Consider the following 18002-nt stretch of genomic DNA (forward strand, 5'->3'; position numbering starts at 1 on the left):
TAACCCTCGTCATAATTTGTTGATGGGGGTTATCGCACTGGAAATTAATTCATTTGAAGCACTCCCTCTTTTAAACTAACTTAACACAATATTTCTAGTACATTTCTTAAGGGTGTTATTCAATTAAATGGCCCTATTGCTTAAAAGCGAAACTCTATTCAAGAATTGCGCCCGATCGTAATATAAGGTTAGCCAGAAAAATTTATCAAGACCTAAATTCTAAAAATCTATAAAAATAAAGGAGAAAACATATTGGATATGTTTAATATGTTTTCTCCTTTTTATTATATTAACGCCCTTTAACGGAAAACTGAAAATTGAATAAAGGCCGTTGGAATAATAGAATGAATAATTTAACCGATATTTGACATCGACAACATAACTCCTTAAAATAATTGCATACTAAATTGGAGGTTTTTGTTTGTTAAACTTATGCTTAGAGCTGGTTAAGTAAACTTTCTTAATGCGCATAGTTATTAAGAAAGTGCCATTTATAGAATTAAAAAAGCCTTGGTCCAATTAATTAAAGAATAGGAGACTATAAATGGATATCTTAATCAGAAAAGAACTTACTAAAGAATATAACACAACTGAAAAGGTTGTTAAAAAGGCCTTTTTAAACGAAGAATATAGCGACAAGAAAGAGCATCTACTTGTAAGTCGGATTAGAAAATCGGATTCATTTATTCCTGAACTTTCATTGCTCGCAATAGATCAAGACAATGAAATTGTTGGTCACATTCTTTTATCTAAAATTACAATTGTAAATGATGATAAAACCGTGGATTCTTTGGCTCTTGCCCCAGTATCTGTTATACCCGAGCATCAGAAAAAAGGAATTGGAAGTCAATTAATTCATGCTGCATTAAAAAAAGCAAAAGAAATTGGTTATCATTCAGTTATTGTTTTAGGTCATAAAAACTATTATCCAAAATTCGGCTTCAAACAAGCTAGTTTATGGAATATACAAGCTCCATTTGATGTACCCGATGAAGTATTTATGGCCCTAGAATTAACTGAGAATTCCCTTGAAAATGTGCAAGGTGTCGTTCATTATTCCAACGCCTTTTCAGAATAAAATTGGATTAATTGACCGGACTTTAAAGTTAAAATAATAACAGAGGTTGTTCCTAAAATTGTTTTTCAACATTTTTCAGGACAACCTCTTTTAAATTAACGGCTACACACAAATAAGGCTATATTCGCTTTAATTGAAATATCCTGTCCATTGTTCAAGAATATGGCCCTTCGTATTATAAGGTCAGTCAGAGAAATCTGATTGACTATTTTTCATTCTATTTATAGATTGATAGTAGCCAGGGTAGAACGTTCTGGCCCTTGGGACTTGACCCCGTTCATTAAACTGTTCGCCCTCTACTTGTTAACACACGATTAGGCTGGTTGGGACATAGTGAACCCGTATAACAAGCGAAGATATGAATGACAAGATAGATGGAGGTTACCGGTCAATTACTACATTAGGAGGAGATAATTTATGGATCCAGTTGTTGGTCTGGATGTCGCTAAAGGTGAAAGTCAGGTTCAAATGTTCTTGGATAAAAAAATGCCCTATAAAAACGGTGTGAAGATTGGACATACGGTGGAGGGTCTAGAAGAGTTACACTTTTAACATAAATATCCAATTTGAATTTCCAATCTTATTCTGTAAAATGGCCCTATTGCTGAAAAGGGCAGAATTCTACTCAAGAATTGCACCCTTTTCTGGAATAAAACCTAATATATAATCCTTATTTATTATTCTGTATTGTTTTTTTTCATGACCTCGGCTAATTGTTGAGAGTTTATATTATCTTCTTCTTGTAATTTTTTAATGATATTCTGATAATCCTCTTCGTCTCGATTCTGACTTAGCTTATAAGCAGCTTGAATTTCTTCCACTTTAATTTTAAAACCTACTATACCTTTTAGTTGCCGTTCTAATAGTTGAGGGGATAATTTATTCCATAATATTGGATTTTCACGATGGTTCTCGTACTTTTCTAACAGCTTAGTTAGATCTTGTTTTAACTCCTTAGCCCCTAAAATGGTTGCCTTCCCATATACATGTACCGCCTGATAATTCCATGTAGGTACATTTTCATGCTTATACCAAGAAGATGAAATATACGCATGTGGTCCTTGATATATAACTAAAACATTTTCACAACTTTCGAATGTCCGCCATTGGGGATTCCCATATGCTAAATGTCCAGTGAGGAAATATTCCATCCCAATTTTTTGAAGCTGTAATGGTAGATGAGTCGCAATTGGCTTTTCGTTTTGGGTTGTGATAACAGTTGCAAAGGAGTTCTCCTCCATAAATCCAATCACTTTATCCATATTTTTCACCTGAAAATATTTTGGTATAAACATAAACATATTTCCCCTTTCATTATGAATTCTTACTAATTCATCCTGGCTAAATTAAATTCATTTAACTGTTATTAGAATTTCATTTGTTAACATCGTATACTAGTAATTGACATTTTTGAAGGTACAAAATAAATAAAATAGACATGTCAGAGGTGATGGACATGAAAAATATCATTTTCACGCTAGAGAACGGTCCTTCTAAATATTTACAGATCTATGAGCGTTTTAAATTACTAATTGAACAAGGTGACATTCTAGCTAATGAACAATTACCTTCCATTCGTCAACTTGCAGACTCATTGCAAGTTAGTCGCAATACAACATTAATGGCTTATGAACAACTTGTTGCAGAAGGCTATATTCGTGGAGAAGGAAGAAGAGGCTATTTTGTCATTGATTTAGAACCTTATTTAGTTCAAGAGGATACATATTCTATTCCTCGTCAGAAATCAGAACCAATAACAAACTTTATTGTTGATTTTAAAGCTGGAGCTGTCGATCAAGCTAACTTCCCGTTAAAAGTTTGGAGAAGAATTTCAAATTCAGTCCTTACCCTACAGGAGACTTTTCTTTACGGAGACCCCTTTGGCGAAATGTGTTTGCGTGAACAAATCGCTACTTATTTACTTCAATCTCGTGGAGTCAAGGCAGACCCTAATGCAATTATTATTGGTAGTAGCACCCAGCAAATGTTGACTCATCTTGGTCAAATAATGAAAGAGGATTTTCAAAGCATAATTGTGGAGGATCCAGGATATGTCGGTGCAAGAGAGGCGTTTGCATTTCATCAATTTACACTTGAAACCTTATCAGTAAATGAAACTTGTACTGATTTTTCACAATTAAATGATACGAATTCACGGTTAATTTATGTAACTCCATCCCATCAAAGTCCACTAGGTGTAAGTATGTCAGTGAAAGAAAGACAAATGCTTATTCATTGGGCTAACAAGATACAAGGGTATATTATCGAAGACGATTATGATAGTGAATTTCGGTATACTCAACAACCATTTCCGGCACTAGCTTCCATCGATTCAACAAGAGTCATATATCTAGGGAATTTCTCAAAGTCCTTTTTGCCAGGAATCCGTCTTAGTTATATGGTGCTACCACAGTTACTCTTAACACATTATAAGAATCGATTTCTTCGCTTTGAGAGTACCGCTTCACTTATTAGTCAACTTACAATGGCTAAATTTATGGAAGAGGGAGAATGGAATCGCCATATTAAAAGGATGCGTCTTGTATATAAGCGAAAAATGCAGTGCATCGTTTCAGAGTTAAAAAAAGAATTCCCTGAAACTATCATCATTATCGGGGAACAATCAGGATTGTACATACTAGTTAAGGTACATCTAAACCGTTCAGAACAATGGTTAATCGATCGTGCTTCCATACATGGTGTTAAAGTGTACCCTACCTCTGTATATTTTATAAACAATCACTCTGATGAAGCAATTATTAAACTAGGATTTAGTAATCTGACTTTTGATGAAATTCGGTTAGGTGTGGAGCTATTAAAGAAAGCGTGGTCTTTATAAGTATTTTAGTGAAACCGTAACTACAGCTAGTTACGGTTTCACTATTAATTGAGGTGCTAACAATAATAATTACTTCACCCTTATTCAACTCTAAAAAATGGCCTTGCTCCACAATATGGTCCTATAACTGAAAAAGACACGATTCATTTTCAAGAATTGCGTCAGAGTGTAGAAGAACGTTATACAACTATGCCCCGTTAGTTTAATAAATCGCTCTACATTATTTAAAATTTCATAAAAGTTATTATTCCTCTAATACGAACGTATTTTCTAACCCCATCATTTTCTTTAATGTTTTACCTAAAGCATAATAATTGGGTAAATCCTTCTCTAAAATACAAATTATGTTCCCAGCTTCTCCAGGCGACAAATTTGTTAGCTGTAAAAATTCCTCGTTATCATAAATATACGAAACTAAGTATTCAAAATAATCATCTTTTGTATCTTTAACATTTAAACCCACATTGTATCATCTAACTCTTGTCCCCGCCCATATCTCGCTTTTATCACTAATATTTGCTAAAGGGATCCATTTATCTTTTTTCATTTGGCACCTCTTTAAAGTAGTATATCCTATATTAACTCTACCGTTAGAGTAATTATATTTGTTGATAATCTCAATTGGATTATACAGAAATAGGGGATTACTTTCCTCCACAATCTGGCCAGTTTGTTGAATAAGTAGAAAACTTACATATTAATAATAAACTAAAAAAGCATACCTGCATTTTATATGTGCAAGTATGCTTTGCCTAACTGTTTATACAAATATTAACCACAAAATAATTGTAAATGCAATTGTTGTAATTCCTTGTAAAAGTGTAGCCATTGTTTGAGCTTTATAGGCTTGTGTTACTTCCATTCCACTATATTGTGTCACTACCCAGAAGAAGCTGTCGTTTACGTGAGACACTGTCATTGCCCCAGCTCCAATGGCCATAACCACTAACGCCAATGGTAGTGCACCTTCAATGCCAGCTGTTACTAACATTGGTGCTACAAGTGTAGATGTAATAACTAAAGCTGTTGTTGATGAGCCTTGAGCCGTTTTTAATGCCGCTGCAATAATAAATGGAACGAGTAAGAATAAAGAACCTGTCGCTAATGAACCAAGATCCATTTGCTGTAACATATCACCGACACCAGTTTCTTTAATAATTGTACCGAATGAACCACCCGCTGCAGTAATTAATAGAATAGGCGCTGCATCTTTTAAGCTATCTCCAATCCAGCCCGTTAATGTTTCTTCGTTCAACTTTGGCAGTAATGGGAATGCCGCAAATACCCCTAATAGTAAGGCAACAATTGGGCTTCCTAGGAAGCGTAAAATCATATTTACCGTAGATTCAGGATCACCTACTAATGCAGCAATCGACCCAATACCGATTAACACAATCGGTAGTACAATCGGGAAAAATGCTTTAAATGTTGATGGCATTTCACCAAAGGATTTAATGACTTCTTCGTAATTCATTGCTTCTTCATCATCCATTGGCACTCTTATTTTTGTCGCTACTTTTGAAGCCCAAAGATACCCGACAAATGTCGCTGGAATCGCAACAATTAACCCAACCAGAATCACTGTTCCTAAATAATTGGACGCTCCGATATTCCCTGCAGCCGCAATTGGCCCTGGTGTTGGTGGAACCAGTACATGTGTTGCATATAAACCGGTTGCTAAAGCAACACCCATAGAGGCAATTGTTACTTTTGCACGTTTAGCTAATGATTTCTGTAAGCTTGATAGAATGATAAATCCAGAATCACAGAAAACTGGAATCGATACAATATACCCGATAATCGACATAGCTAATTGAGGTCGTTTTGGCCCCACAATACGAAGTACTACTTCCGCCATACGATAAGCTGCACCCGAACGCTCTAGGATAACACCGATCATTGTCCCGGCAACAATGACAATCCCAATGCTTGTCATTAAACTACCAAAGCCGGTATTAATATTCGTTACCACATCTAGTAATGGCATTCCCGAAGCAATCCCTACAAAGAACGCACTTAGTATTAATGCTAAAAACGGATGTAACTTTAACTTTGCCGTTGCAAATACAACGAATAAGACCCCTATTAAAATAATTAAAAATAACATATTTAATCCCCCTTAGTTAACTAATTTACGAAACATTTCATAAGCCCTTTGTGTTAAACAACTCGCTGCTTCCTTCATCGCCTTTTCAGTTGAAATGGATTCCCCTGCTACGGAATGGATTTCCTGGAAGTGTTCAGCTAAAAGTGGTTGATCTTGTTCTTCTATACAGCCTGAAAGTAAAACTGTCGGTATTTCATATTCCTTTGCACATTCTAAAACCCCGAATGGTGCTTTTCCATGCAAGGTTTGACGATCTGATTTCCCTTCCCCAGTCACTACCATATCGGCACCTTGTATTTTCTCGTTGTACTTCATGACATCGAGAACGAGATGTATTCCTTGATGAAACTCCCCTTGTAAGAAGGCAATCAGTGCACCACCCATACCACCAGCGGCACCCGCTCCTTTATAGTCATGAAGCCGAATTCCTTTTTCTTTCTCAACAACATCCGCAAAGTAAGTCAGTGCCTGGTCAAAATATTCAACTTCATGCTCTTGTACGCCTTTTTGCGGACCAAATATGGCCGAGGCTCCCTTTTCACCGATTAACGGGTTATCCACATCACAGGCAATAGCAAACTTTGACTCTGCTAATCTCTCATCCCAGTTTGACAAATCCAACTTCTTTACATCGAATAAGCCTTCAATCGACTTTTGTACATCTAGTCCAAGTCCATCGATTAAACGAAGTCCAAGAGCTCTCAGCATTCCCACACCTGCATCGTTTGTGGCACTCCCTCCAATACAAATGATGAAATCTCTGAACCCTTGATCCAGTGCATATTGAATCATTTGCCCCGTACCAAAGCTCGAAGCTATTCGAGGGTTCCGTTCATTGTTATGCAACAGTGTAATTCCTGAAGCGGAAGCCATTTCAATGACACAAGTCGTCTGATTCCCCAACACCCCAAAAGAAGCTTCAATTTCTCGCCCAAGAGGATCGAGTACAGTCGTTTTTAGATAGTGACCATTTGTTGCTAATACCAATGCGTCTACTGTTCCTTCTCCGCCATCAGCAACCGGTAACAAAACCGTATCTACGTTGGCATTTACTAGTTTAATGCCTCTTTCTATCGCTTTTGCAGCTTCGAGTGCTGTTAATGTTCCTTTAAAAGAGTCTGGACTTATTACAACTTTCATCCTCCTGCTCCTTTCAAACCAAAACCGGTTATTAGTTAAGCGCTTACAACAATTATAATGAGAAACTATGGAAATTAGCATTATGTTAGGTGTACAATATAACTGTATTAGTACAGTATCTTTTTTATACGGGGTGTATAAAATGTTATCTATTAAGTTAGCTGAGGAAATTGTCGATCAAACCATGTTGCGACTTCATCACAATATTAATGTTATTAGTCCAAATGGTGTTATATTAGCTTCTGGTGATAAAGAACGCATCGATCTGATCCATGAGGGTGCCATAGAAGTTGTGCGTACAGGTATGCCTCTTTTAATTGATGAAAATCTTTCAAAACAATTTCAGAATTGCAAGCCCGGTGTCAACATGCCGATTCGATTTCATGAAGATATTATTGGGGTTATCGGAATTACTGGAGATCCACATGGATTGAGTGAAATAGCCAATTTAGTACAATTGACAACTGAAATGATGGTCCATCAAGTATTAACAGAAAGCGAAAGTGAATGGCAGCGAAAAAATGGGGATTTCATCTTCAAGGCTTTGATCGAAAACGAGCCCATTCACAGTATCATCACGGAACGAATACATAAACTACCCTTTCCATTGAAGGAACCCTTCCAAATTATTTTACTAAAGCAGGAAGGAAATCATTCTTCCAATACTTTATCGATCAACCTAGAAAACATTTTGTATAAACAACCCATTCTTTTTGGGCAATTGGAGCTAAATGAATATTACATTTGCTTATGTGGGGAGGCTGTTAAACATGTAAAGTCGATACTCCATCAACTTACTAAACTACGGAAGAAATTAGAGATTTATATGGGGATAGGTCCTGTTGTAAATTCGCTGGAAGAGCTGTCTTACGGGTTTAACAGTGCAAAAACGGCATTATCCTTTTCAGTTGAGGTACGAAAGGATACCTTTTTTGAAGAAATTGAGGTTTATACTTTACTTAAAAATAAAAATCATCATGATGTGCGAAAGTTTTTATCGAAAACGATATTTGGGTTAAGCGAAAAAATGATGAACACCTTAGAAACCTTTTTTGAGAGCGATCTTCAAATAAATATTTGTGCAGACCGCCTACAAATTCATCGTCATACTCTTACCTACCGCTTAAATAAAATACATGAGCTAACTGGATACCATCCTCAGAATTTTAAAGATGCCTTTGTGTTAAAATTGGCTCTTATGCTTAGTAAGCAGCATTAGCTTTTTCTATAGGAAACAAAATAAAAACGTCCCGTAAATTTTAATAATCCATCTTACGGGACGAAATATTTATTAGACTTGAACTGTCGATTTTACTTCTTGTTCTTCCTCTTGCCTCGCCGATGGTTGGACTTGTTCTGTCCCCACTTTTGAGGGTGCTGTTTCTTTAAAGAACATTGTGCAAAGAAGCGCTATGATTGCGGCACCTGCTGCTACGAATAAGGGTGTTTGAATGCCATAAGTATCCGCTAATGCACCGTTGATCATTGGATTTAAAAAGCCGCCAAATAGCTCCCCGATCCCGATAGTTAAGCCAATAGCGAGACCAGAATACTGTAAAGGCACTGACTCCACTGGAATAACGGACATAGACATCCCAATTACCCCAGAGCCTGCCGAACCTATGAATAACAGTAGCATCATCAACGGAACAGAATCTACGAAAACAATTGAAAGAGGTACTAATATTAATAGTAGCCCTGATAGTAATGAGGCAGGCTTACGACCTGTACGCTCTGAAATCGATGGAATCAGGAATCCAAAAATCGCATACCCCACCCCAAAAGCAGCCATGACAAAACTCATCGTCGTTTCGGACAAACCTTTAGCCTGTACTAGATAGGTTGGTCCAAAGATTTGAAATGCCATCAGCGTCGTCATCACTAAGCTGAAAACGATAATGGATAGCCAAATATTACGGTGTTTCAAGACATCTTTTACCTTCACTTTTTCAGTTGACTTACCTGAATGCATCTCATGGAATTGTGCAGGATCTGGATTTTTGACTGTTCTAAAAATGAAGAAGCTTAAAATAAGCCCTGGAATAATTGTTAAATAAAATGCCGTATGCCAGTCAAATGCGTTTGCCAAAGCCACGATTAAAACCGGAGCAAGAATACTACCAAATAGCGCATTACTAGTATTCATAGTAAAACCAAGGTTAAATCCTTTGCGACGCTCAGAAGACTCCATTGCTAAGATGGATTGGGTTTGAGGAATTAGTGGGCCTTCTACAATTCCCATTAATAGACGCAGTACAAATAACATGCCGAATGTCTGTGCAAGCCCATGCATTAACGAAATCAGGGAGAATAAGAGGACTAAGATTGCCAGCATTGCTTTCTTGCTCTTCACTTTGTCTGATAAGAAACCGCCTAATGGCCCGGACACTGACCAGGTTAGGGCAAGTGCCGCGCCCAGTAAGCCTAATTGTGTGTAGTTCAGTCCTAAGTCTTGAGAAATCATTGGGAATAAATAGTTAATTGCTAAACGATCAAAGAATACAAACCCAATTGTGAAGAAGAAGATTATTACTAACTTATTTTCGTAAGACCACAACTTTCTCTTTTCCATATGAAACACCCTCTCTTAAAATCAATTAGTGAAATTGCGTATTGAATCAAGGATTTTAATTCTGAATTTTCCGAATTCAAAACTTAGACTTATGCCTTCCATACTCCACTCCAAAAATTTTGTACACCCCCGTTGCTTCTTAACAATGCTACTTCACCCATCCACCACCACCTTAAATAATCGTTTTTCTCTTGAGTTAAATAAAACGCTTACAAAAATGCCTAAGCTGCGCGAATAAGTACCGACAATAGAAAAATCCACTTTTTAATTCAATAATTGAAGGACTCAAGTAAAGGATTTGACTATGTGAAATCGCTTTTTCTATGTATTTAGTAATAGATTGATATACGACGTATTAATCCATCTTTCCTTTGTTTATATTATTATACCAAAGGAAATCTTTGTTGATATTAATATACCAAAGAAGAATAGAATATGGAATCCATTTTTTCAGAATTATTCAAAATATTTCTCTTATTCACATTTATTCGCTCGTTATTGAATAGAATCCTTACTTACAATCTTCCCCCAACTAACGAGGAATTTTGTTTACCTAACTCCTTAATCCCACTTAGATTAAAGCGTTTAAGAACAGCATAATGATTCCTTCCTATCTACTTCAGCCATTAAAGCACTGTGATTATACTAGGAATTTAATCTCATTTTCCCCGTTGATAAAACCGCTTGCTACAAAGTTCCTTTAGCATTTCTACATAAAATTGTCGATTAATTACTACTAAAGCATTAGTTTATCTCTTCCACTACTAAGGAATAGCGTTATTGTAAAGAATTAATTAGAGTGGAGGAGATTTTCTTGAACAAAAAACAACAACAATTAGATCAATTTAAATCGGATGACAGTAATCAACCCCTTACAACCAATCAAGGTCTGAAGGTTTCTGAGGATGAACACTCCTTAAAAATTGGTAGTCGCGGTCCGACCATTATGGAGGATTTTCACTTCCGGGAGAAAATGACTCACTTTGACCATGAGCGTATTCCAGAACGTGTCGTGCATGCACGCGGAACAGCAGCACATGGCGTATTTGAATGCTACGAAGATGCCAGTGATATTACCAAAGCGAAATTCTTATCAGAAAAAGGAAAACAAACTCCTGTTTTCGTTCGCTTTTCTACCGTAGCTGGTTCTCGTGGATCAGCAGACACTGTACGTGATGTTCGAGGTTTTGCTACAAAGTTTTATACAGAAGAAGGAAATTATGATTTAGTCGGCAATAACATTCCCGTCTTCTTTATTCAGGATGCCATTAAGTTCCCCGATTTTGTACACTCAGTAAAACCGGAGCCTCATAACGAAATTCCACAGGCTCAAAGTGCTCATGATACTTTCTGGGATTTTATCGCCAATAATCAGGAAAGTGCTCATATGGTTATGTGGCACTTATCGGATCGGGCCATCCCTAGAAGCTACCGCATGATGGAGGGCTTTGGCGTCAACACTTATCGTTTCGTGAATGCAGCTGGCCAAGCTCATTTTGTTAAATTCCATTGGAAGCCGAAATTAGGTGTGCACTCACTCGTTTGGGACGAAGCCCAAAAAGTTGCCGGAAAAGATCCAGACTTCCATCGTCGAGACCTTTACGAGAATATCGAGCAAGGGAATTTCCCCGAGTATGAATTAGGTGTACAGCTGATTGCTCAAGAGGATGAATTTAACTTCGACTTCGATATCCTGGATCCAACAAAGATTTGGCCAGAGGAGGAAGTGCCTGTTCGTATCTTAGGGAAAATGACCTTGAATAAAAACGTGGATAATTTCTTTGCCGAAACAGAACAAGTCGCCTTTCATGTCGGACATGTTGTGCCAGGTATAGATTTTTCAAATGATCCATTACTGCAAGGACGTTTATTCTCATATACGGATACGCAATTGATTCGCCTTGGTGGTCCAAACTTCCATGAGCTGCCTATTAATCGTCCGGTTTGCCCATTCCATAATAATCAACGCGATGGCTATGGACGACAAACGATTAATGTGGGACCTGTCAGCTATCATAAAAATTCCATTCAACAAAATACGCCTGCCCCTGTACCACCAAGTGAGGGTGGCTATGAACACTACCAAGAAAAAGTTGAGGGCGTAAAGGTCCGTGCAAGAAGCCAATCCTTCGAGGACCATTTCTCTCAAGCGCGTATGTTTTGGTTAAGCATGACGGATATTGAAAAAGATCATATTGTCAAAGCCTTTAGTTTTGAGGTTGGAAAAGTTGCTCGCCGTGAAATTCGACAACAAGTTGTGGAGATGTTTGCTAACGTTGATGTGGAGCTCGCTACACAGCTTGCCATGAATGTCGGCGTTCAACCACCAACAGTTAAACAAGCTGTGGAGACAAACAAAACCTCTCCTGCCGTAAGCCAATATGTAAAACCTGTCTTCTCAACGGAAACGAAAAAGGTAGCCATTATTGTCAATCAAACAACCGAGAATCTAGGTAAAATCCTGGATACATTAAAGGCTCAGAAAGTAGCAGTCGAACTAATTAGCGACAAACAACAAACAATCCAAAACTTTGAGATTGACCATACAATGGACACAGCCTCACCCGTCCTGTATGATGGCATGCTTGTTGCAGGAAAATTTGATGATCCCAAAACTCAAAACAAGCTAAACCATTTTATCGAGGAAACATACAATCATTACAAGCCACTTGCCTTTTTAGTTGCACAAGATATGAAAAACCCTAAAGCGAATGTTGGAGACGAAGGCGTTGTCCAAACGGTAGAGTCCTTCATTGAAGCCTTACGTGTAGGTCGCCATTGGAATCGCCCAACAGCAATCGGCTAATTATCTTGAATGAAAACACTTCATCAACCATAGGAGGTTGTAGGTTACATGACAAATCAATCAAATAACGAACAATCTTATCCAAAGAATCCGAATTACAAGAAAGTCACACAAACACAAGAAGTGACACTGACAGTTCCGGAACAAACTCAACAAAGCCAGCCGGGGATTGAAGGGTTAATGGAACCAAGACCTATTATTGAAAATCCTGCTTATCAAGGCAGTGGCAAGCTAAAAGGAAAAGTCGCCCTCATCACTGGTGGTGATAGTGGGATTGGCGCTGCAACAGCCATTGCCTTTGCAAAAGAAGGGGCAAATGTTGCAATTTCCTATTTCGGCGCACAGGAAGAAGAAGATGCAGAACGTACAAAGTCAAGAATTGAAGAACTTGGCCAAGAGTGTTTGCTGTTAGCTGGTGACTTAAGAGAAAAACAACAGTGTAAGGACATTGTCACACAAACAATCGAGAATTTTGGAAAGCTTGATATTCTAGTAAACCATGTGGGTGTTCAGTTTGAGCAGAAAGACTTTTTAGATATCTCAGATGAACAGTTCGATGAAACCTTTAAACTCAATGTATACTCACACTTTTACACAACGCGCGAAGCACTGAACTATTTAAAAGCAGGCAGCGCCATTGTAAATACTGCATCTGTTGTGGCATTTGACGGGAACGATAAACTAATGGACTACACCATGACAAAGGCAGCAACTGTTGGTATGACACGTGCTCTAGCTAAAAATCTTGTGTCGAAAGGGATTCGTGTCAATGCCGTTGCTCCTGGACGCGTGTGGACACCGCTTATTCCAGCAAGCTTCTCTGCTGAAGAAGTACCGCAAGCAGGAAATCCCATGAACCGCCAAGGACAACCGTTTGAATTAGCACCTGCTTATGTCTATTTAGCATCAGATGATTCTCGCTTCGTTACGGGGCAAATCATTCATGTGAACGGTGGACAGATTTTTGCCTAAACCATAATGAAAACGGATCGACTTCCATTCTCTGGAGTTGATCCGTTTTTTATGGCTTAGGCAAAAGAAAAAAGTAGGAAGCACCATTTCCTACTTTTTTCTCTTTATCTAGTTAAGGGGGAAGTCGTCTTTTTATGGACAATCGTTATAAGAAAATTTTCGTTTGTACTTGAAACGATCGAAAAGATGATTATTCTGTAGTTTCGTCCTCTCCGTTTTCCATGTTGCTTTCTGGACTTTCTTCTACGTTACTATTAGAAGTACCATCTGATCCATTTTCCGTACTATCTGTATTGGATTCTGGATTTGTTTCTGTATTAGTTTCTGAATTGGTCGTTCCTTCATCTTCCTCGATGATGTTCACGTCGTCTTCACCATCTGTTGTTGCTGGTTCCTCTTCGTTCACATCTACATCTACATCTTCTTCGTCTTCTGCACAACCTGCCAACATTAATAATAGTGCAGATACAGGAACTACTGATTTCATAAGTTTTTTCATCATTATGCCTCCTACAATTTTGTAGATTTGTCTTTCCTATTTACTTTATACCCCTGTTTAACCAGCTGTTAAACATCCTACTAAATAGAAAAAAGGAAGAGCAACGTCTTTCCGTCCTCTTCCTAATGCAAATAATATGATCAAATTTTAAAAAGGGATGATTCCTAATAGTAGACAGACAACAATCATTACAACAGTTGAACCAAATGCCCACTTTAAGAAAATGCGTTGGAATTTCCCGAAATCTTCTCCTACCATTCCTACTAAAAGATAGGTTGAAGGAACCAATGGACTTAGTAGATGCACCGGTAATCCTAAAAGAGATGCTCTTCCAATAAGGGCAGGGTCAATTCCGTATACAGCTCCTGCCTTAGCAAGTAATGGCAGTACTCCATAGTAAAAGGCATCATTTGACATAAAGAAGGTAAACGGTGCACTAAGAATCGCTGAAATTACTGCAAAGTGAGAACCCATTGCATCCGGAATATATTGAATGACGGAACTTGCCATGGCATCTACAATTGTAGTACCTGAAAGAATTCCCGTAAAAATACCGGCAGCAAACACCATCGAAACAACAGATAGCGCGTTATCCGCATAATTTGCTACACGTTCTTTTTGATCCTTAATTTTTGGATAGTTCACAGTAATCGCGATTGCAAATCCAAGCATAAACAATGCAACTGGTGGAAATAGCTCTGTAATAAGTGCTACTAAAAGTGCAATCGTTAATGCATAGTTAAAGATAATTAGTTTTGGGCGTTTCAGTTGGTCAGCTTCCGTAGTTGCAGCCAGTTGAGCCATCGCATGAAAATCGACTTCGATAATACCGATTCGCTTTCTTTCTTGTTTTCCCAGCATAAATGCCATAAGTATGACAAAGAGTGCTCCACCAATCATAGCTGGTATCACTGGTGTGAAAACCTCGGACATTTCTAGATTTAAAGCTGACATTACCCTTGCAGTAGGACCGCCCCAAGGTAATAGGTTCATAACTCCTGATGCCGAAACAGCAATCCCTGCTAAAATAATCGGCTTCATGCCAATTCTTTTATAGAGTGGCAGCATTGCTGAAATTGTAATCATATATGTTGTAGTACCATCACCATCTAAAGAAATCATAAGAGCTAAAATCGCTGTTCCAATCGCAATTTTCACAGGATCCCCTTTAACGACCTTAAGAATCGTCTTAATAACCGGATCGAATACGCCTGCATCAATTAATGTACCAAAATATAGAATAGCAAATAAAATCATAATACCTGTTGGCGCTACACTTTTAATGCCCTCTAGCATCATTGGTCCAATTTCAGTTCCGAATCCACCAATGACAGCAAAAACGATCGGTATAATAATCAAAGCAATCATTGCCGATAGACGACCTGACATGATTAAAATCATAAATGTTATTATCATTAAAAATCCTAATAAAGCAAGCATACGAATCATCCCCCTAATCAATTATGCAAACAATCTAGTTTGTTTTCCCCGTGTATTCATATTAAAATAGAAAGTGTGATTTGTAAGCGATTGCAAAATATTGTTTTTTAAAAACATTGTGAAAGTTTTGTTCATTGTGTTCACGCCAAAAATAGGAATGCTTTTCCTTGACTTGCAAAATAAAAATGGACACTCGTTTTGTTGAGTGTCCATTAAAGCTTCTATGGCTTTTCTATATTTTATAATATCTTCTCTCCGGCCTGCCTACTACCCCATAAACCACTTCAGCCCTGCATTCCTTCACTGTAATCAAATATTCAAGATAGCGTCTAGCCGTTGTTCTTGAGGCGCCAATTTGCTCACTCACTTGCTCTGCTGATAGTCCAGATTCACTCGATTGCAACACATTTGTTACCTTGACTAAAGTAATCTCATCGATTCCTTTTGGCAAAGTAAATTCCTTCGTGTCATTGGATTCGCTTGATTTTTTAAAGAGTTGATTGACAAAGTCCTGGTCAACTTCCTGTTTGGATTCAATCAGCTGGGATTTTTGGAGATACTCCTCAATGGTTTGGTGAAACAGCTCCATTTTTACTGGTTTTATCAAATAGTGCTCCACACCGTAGTTGAGTGCATTCAGCAGTATGTCTTTATCCGTAGCTGCTGTGATCATAATGATATCGATATGAGGAAATTGCTTCCGAATGCTTGGCAAGAGTTCGGTACCCAATTGGTCAGGCATGTACACATCCAGTAAAAGTAGATCTGGATTGTGTTTATCCAATAATTCCATTGTGTCTTTTCCATTCAACGCTATGCCTACCACTTCAATTCCTTTAAAATTTCCTAGGAATTTTTCATGGATGGCAGCGACACGAAAATCATCTTCTGCTATGACTGCTTTAATGTTCACCGTTTTTCCCCTCCTAACGGTTTCTTAGGAAGATACACTGTGAAGACAGTATTTTCTATCCCATTTTGCACTTCTATGATGCCTCCCAACTCTTTTACTGCACTATTGGCATTGGAGAGCCCGTAACCTCTAGGATTTTCGCCTTCTTTTGAAGTAAATCCACGTTCAAAAAGTGCAGGCATATCCTCATCCGATATTCCTTTCCCATTGTCGCTTACTTCAAAAATAATATCTTCTCCTAGATCCGTTGCAAAAAAATTGATTTTTGGCTTAGTTACGCCATAAACAGCCTCGAAGGCATTATCAATTATATTTCCTAATATAATCGTTAGCTGTGAAAGATTGATATGCTCTGGCAATTTATCAATGTAGCTCTCTGAGTCAATTTCAAATATAATCTTCTTTTCAGAGGCCTTGCCTAATTTCCCTAAAAGAATCACTTGCACTTTCGTATCTTTTAGTTGTTTGAAGACGATTTGATTTTGAAATTCCAATTCTGATGTTTCGCCTTGAATCATCTGAATCGCTTCCTCGTATTCGCCTAATTGTAATAATCCTGAGAGTGCATATAATTTGTTGGTGAATTCATGAGTTTGGGCTCTCAGCTCTTCTGCGTAGATTTTCATTTCCGATAAGGTGTTAATCATTTGCTCTATTTCTGTTTTTTCTCGGAACGAAGCAACTACCCCTCTAACACTTTTTTCATCCAAAATCGGTGTACAGCTGACAATAATTGTTTTTTCTTTCCAGTGCATTTCTTTATCGAACTGTGGGACTCCTGTTTTCAACACTTCATATAATTGACTCGATGGAAATAATCCATCAATTTTGGAATGCCGTACAGATCCACTTATCCCCAGCAGGCTTTTTGCACGCTGATTCATGGAGGTAATCATGCCTTTATTATCGACAGACAAAATCCCTTCTTGTACAGAATGTAATACGGCATTTTTTTCTTTATATAAATTGGCAATCTCATAGGGTTCCAATCCTAACGTATCTTTTCTGATACTCTTTGAGAGTAGAAAACTACCTATGATGGATGTAATGATGGCCAGTAGAGAGATAACCATTTCTTTAGATATCGTTTTAAAAATTTGTTTTTCAATATCCTCTACTAAGAACCCGACCGAAACCACTCCAATGATGTCCCCATCTCTATTAAATATAGGGGATTTTCCTCTCATAGAAAGACCTAAGGAACCGCGGGCTTCCGATACATAATATTCACCGTCTTCAATGGCTCTTATACTATCTCCACCGATCATTTTTTTCCCGATTTCCGATTCCTTTGGATGAGAATAACGGATTCCTTCCTTATTGCCGACTACGATAAATTCGGCACCTGTTTTCTGGCGGATTTCTTCTACAACCGGTTGAATGCTCTCAGCAGGATTTTCCAGTTCAAATGCTTCGATAATGGTTGGCATTAAAGAAATCGATTTTGATAATTCTAAAGCTAAGCGGCCTCGATCTTCTTCGATTTGCTTTCCATTCATATAAGTATAATAAGATGTTAATAGAACAATCAGTATTACGCTGAGTGTTAAAGTTAGGCCTAAAATCTTTGTATGTAATGAGACTTTTCCCATAAAACAGCAACCTTTTTTAGTTCATTTCTTTTTATTTTATCGAT

At 37.7% G+C, this 18002-nt stretch carries 15 protein-coding genes; 6 read left to right on the forward strand and 9 right to left on the reverse strand.

All coding sequences use genetic code 11. The annotated features are described in order from the left end of the window. The first annotated feature begins 544 nt into the window (after positions 1-544). Together C1N55_RS15555 and C1N55_RS20905 are read left to right on the forward strand one after the other, a co-directional pair. Positions 545-1078: a GNAT family N-acetyltransferase gene (locus tag C1N55_RS15555; protein ID WP_137729657.1), complete on the forward strand. Its 534-nt coding sequence runs from the start codon at positions 545-547 to the stop codon at positions 1076-1078. 417 nt (positions 1079-1495) lie between these two features. Further along, the gene (locus tag C1N55_RS20905; RefSeq protein WP_255502551.1) at positions 1496-1630 is read left to right on the forward strand and encodes a hypothetical protein; all 135 of its coding nucleotides are present in this window, start codon (positions 1496-1498) and stop codon (positions 1628-1630) included. A 125-nt stretch (positions 1631-1755) separates the two neighbouring features. Here C1N55_RS20905 and C1N55_RS15560 read toward each other — a convergent pair whose 3' ends face one another. After that, positions 1756-2373, reverse strand: coding sequence for an FMN-binding negative transcriptional regulator (locus C1N55_RS15560; protein WP_137729658.1), 618 nt, complete (start codon positions 2371-2373; stop codon positions 1756-1758). Positions 2374-2534: 161 nt separating this feature from the next. Here C1N55_RS15560 and C1N55_RS15565 point away from each other — a divergent pair, with 161 nt between their 5' ends. Next, positions 2535-3917: a MocR-like pyridoxine biosynthesis transcription factor PdxR gene (locus C1N55_RS15565; RefSeq protein WP_137729659.1), complete on the forward strand. Its 1383-nt coding sequence runs from the start codon at positions 2535-2537 to the stop codon at positions 3915-3917. 244 nt (positions 3918-4161) lie between these two features. On the opposite strand, the gene C1N55_RS15570 is transcribed toward C1N55_RS15565, so the two are convergent. From C1N55_RS15570 to C1N55_RS15580, 3 genes are all read right to left on the reverse strand, one after another. After that, on the reverse strand, positions 4162-4380 hold the full coding sequence (locus C1N55_RS15570) for a hypothetical protein (RefSeq protein ID WP_370452538.1): 219 nt from the start codon (positions 4378-4380) through the stop codon (positions 4162-4164). 297 nt (positions 4381-4677) lie between these two features. Further along, on the reverse strand, positions 4678-6024 hold the full coding sequence (locus C1N55_RS15575; protein WP_137729660.1) for a GntP family permease: 1347 nt from the start codon (positions 6022-6024) through the stop codon (positions 4678-4680). Between the two features lie 12 nt (positions 6025-6036). After that, positions 6037-7164, reverse strand: coding sequence for a glycerate kinase (locus tag C1N55_RS15580; protein WP_137729661.1), 1128 nt, complete (start codon positions 7162-7164; stop codon positions 6037-6039). 142 nt (positions 7165-7306) lie between these two features. Here C1N55_RS15580 and C1N55_RS15585 point away from each other — a divergent pair, with 142 nt between their 5' ends. Further along, complete coding sequence (locus C1N55_RS15585; RefSeq protein ID WP_137729662.1) at positions 7307-8383, forward strand: CdaR family transcriptional regulator; 1077 nt, start codon at positions 7307-7309, stop codon at positions 8381-8383. Positions 8384-8455: 72 nt separating this feature from the next. Here C1N55_RS15585 and C1N55_RS15590 read toward each other — a convergent pair whose 3' ends face one another. Beyond that, a complete protein-coding gene (locus tag C1N55_RS15590) occupies positions 8456-9736 on the reverse strand; it encodes an MFS transporter (protein ID WP_137729663.1) in 1281 nt (426 codons plus the stop codon). Between the two features lie 814 nt (positions 9737-10550). Here C1N55_RS15590 and C1N55_RS15595 point away from each other — a divergent pair. Next, positions 10551-12542, forward strand: coding sequence for a catalase (locus tag C1N55_RS15595; protein WP_240758314.1), 1992 nt, complete (start codon positions 10551-10553; stop codon positions 12540-12542). A 48-nt stretch (positions 12543-12590) separates the two neighbouring features. Beyond that, the gene (locus C1N55_RS15600; protein ID WP_137729664.1) at positions 12591-13514 is read left to right on the forward strand and encodes an SDR family oxidoreductase; all 924 of its coding nucleotides are present in this window, start codon (positions 12591-12593) and stop codon (positions 13512-13514) included. Positions 13515-13704: 190 nt separating this feature from the next. Here C1N55_RS15600 and C1N55_RS15605 read toward each other — a convergent pair whose 3' ends face one another. The 4 genes from C1N55_RS15605 to C1N55_RS15620 all read right to left on the reverse strand — a co-directional run bounded on the left by C1N55_RS15605 (position 13705) and on the right by C1N55_RS15620 (position 17958). Continuing rightward, complete coding sequence (locus tag C1N55_RS15605) at positions 13705-14013, reverse strand: hypothetical protein (protein WP_137729665.1); 309 nt, start codon at positions 14011-14013, stop codon at positions 13705-13707. 147 nt (positions 14014-14160) lie between these two features. Further along, positions 14161-15453, reverse strand: coding sequence for a CitMHS family transporter (locus C1N55_RS15610; protein ID WP_137729666.1), 1293 nt, complete (start codon positions 15451-15453; stop codon positions 14161-14163). Positions 15454-15685: 232 nt separating this feature from the next. Then, the gene (locus tag C1N55_RS15615) at positions 15686-16366 is read right to left on the reverse strand and encodes a response regulator (protein WP_137729667.1); all 681 of its coding nucleotides are present in this window, start codon (positions 16364-16366) and stop codon (positions 15686-15688) included. Further along, entirely contained in the window at positions 16363-17958 is a 1596-nt protein-coding gene (locus C1N55_RS15620; protein ID WP_137729668.1) for an ATP-binding protein, read from the reverse strand. The genes C1N55_RS15615 and C1N55_RS15620 overlap by 4 nt, the downstream gene beginning before the upstream one ends. Positions 17959-18002: the final 44 nt, after the last annotated feature.

Origin of the sequence: Lysinibacillus sp. SGAir0095 (assembly GCF_005491425.1) — a bacterium.
In the GTDB taxonomy this organism is placed as follows: domain Bacteria; phylum Bacillota; class Bacilli; order Bacillales_A; family Planococcaceae; genus Ureibacillus.

What these genes read in the sequence shown, in the direction of transcription:
- C1N55_RS15555 (WP_137729657.1), top strand. Translation starts at nt 545, where the DNA reads ATGGATATCTTAATCAGAAAAGAACTTACTAAAGAATATAACACAACT.
- C1N55_RS20905 (WP_255502551.1), top strand. Translation starts at nt 1,496, where the DNA reads ATGGATCCAGTTGTTGGTCTGGATGTCGCTAAAGGTGAAAGTCAGGTT.
- C1N55_RS15560 (WP_137729658.1), bottom strand. Translation starts at nt 2,373, where the DNA reads ATGTTTATACCAAAATATTTTCAGGTGAAAAATATGGATAAAGTGATT.
- C1N55_RS15565 (WP_137729659.1), top strand. Translation starts at nt 2,535, where the DNA reads ATGAAAAATATCATTTTCACGCTAGAGAACGGTCCTTCTAAATATTTA.
- C1N55_RS15575 (WP_137729660.1), bottom strand. Translation starts at nt 6,024, where the DNA reads ATGTTATTTTTAATTATTTTAATAGGGGTCTTATTCGTTGTATTTGCA.
- C1N55_RS15580 (WP_137729661.1), bottom strand. Translation starts at nt 7,164, where the DNA reads ATGAAAGTTGTAATAAGTCCAGACTCTTTTAAAGGAACATTAACAGCA.
- C1N55_RS15585 (WP_137729662.1), top strand. Translation starts at nt 7,307, where the DNA reads ATGTTATCTATTAAGTTAGCTGAGGAAATTGTCGATCAAACCATGTTG.
- C1N55_RS15590 (WP_137729663.1), bottom strand. Translation starts at nt 9,736, where the DNA reads ATGGAAAAGAGAAAGTTGTGGTCTTACGAAAATAAGTTAGTAATAATC.
- C1N55_RS15600 (WP_137729664.1), top strand. Translation starts at nt 12,591, where the DNA reads ATGACAAATCAATCAAATAACGAACAATCTTATCCAAAGAATCCGAAT.
- C1N55_RS15605 (WP_137729665.1), bottom strand. Translation starts at nt 14,013, where the DNA reads ATGAAAAAACTTATGAAATCAGTAGTTCCTGTATCTGCACTATTATTA.
- C1N55_RS15610 (WP_137729666.1), bottom strand. Translation starts at nt 15,453, where the DNA reads ATGCTTGCTTTATTAGGATTTTTAATGATAATAACATTTATGATTTTA.
- C1N55_RS15620 (WP_137729668.1), bottom strand. Translation starts at nt 17,958, where the DNA reads ATGGGAAAAGTCTCATTACATACAAAGATTTTAGGCCTAACTTTAACA.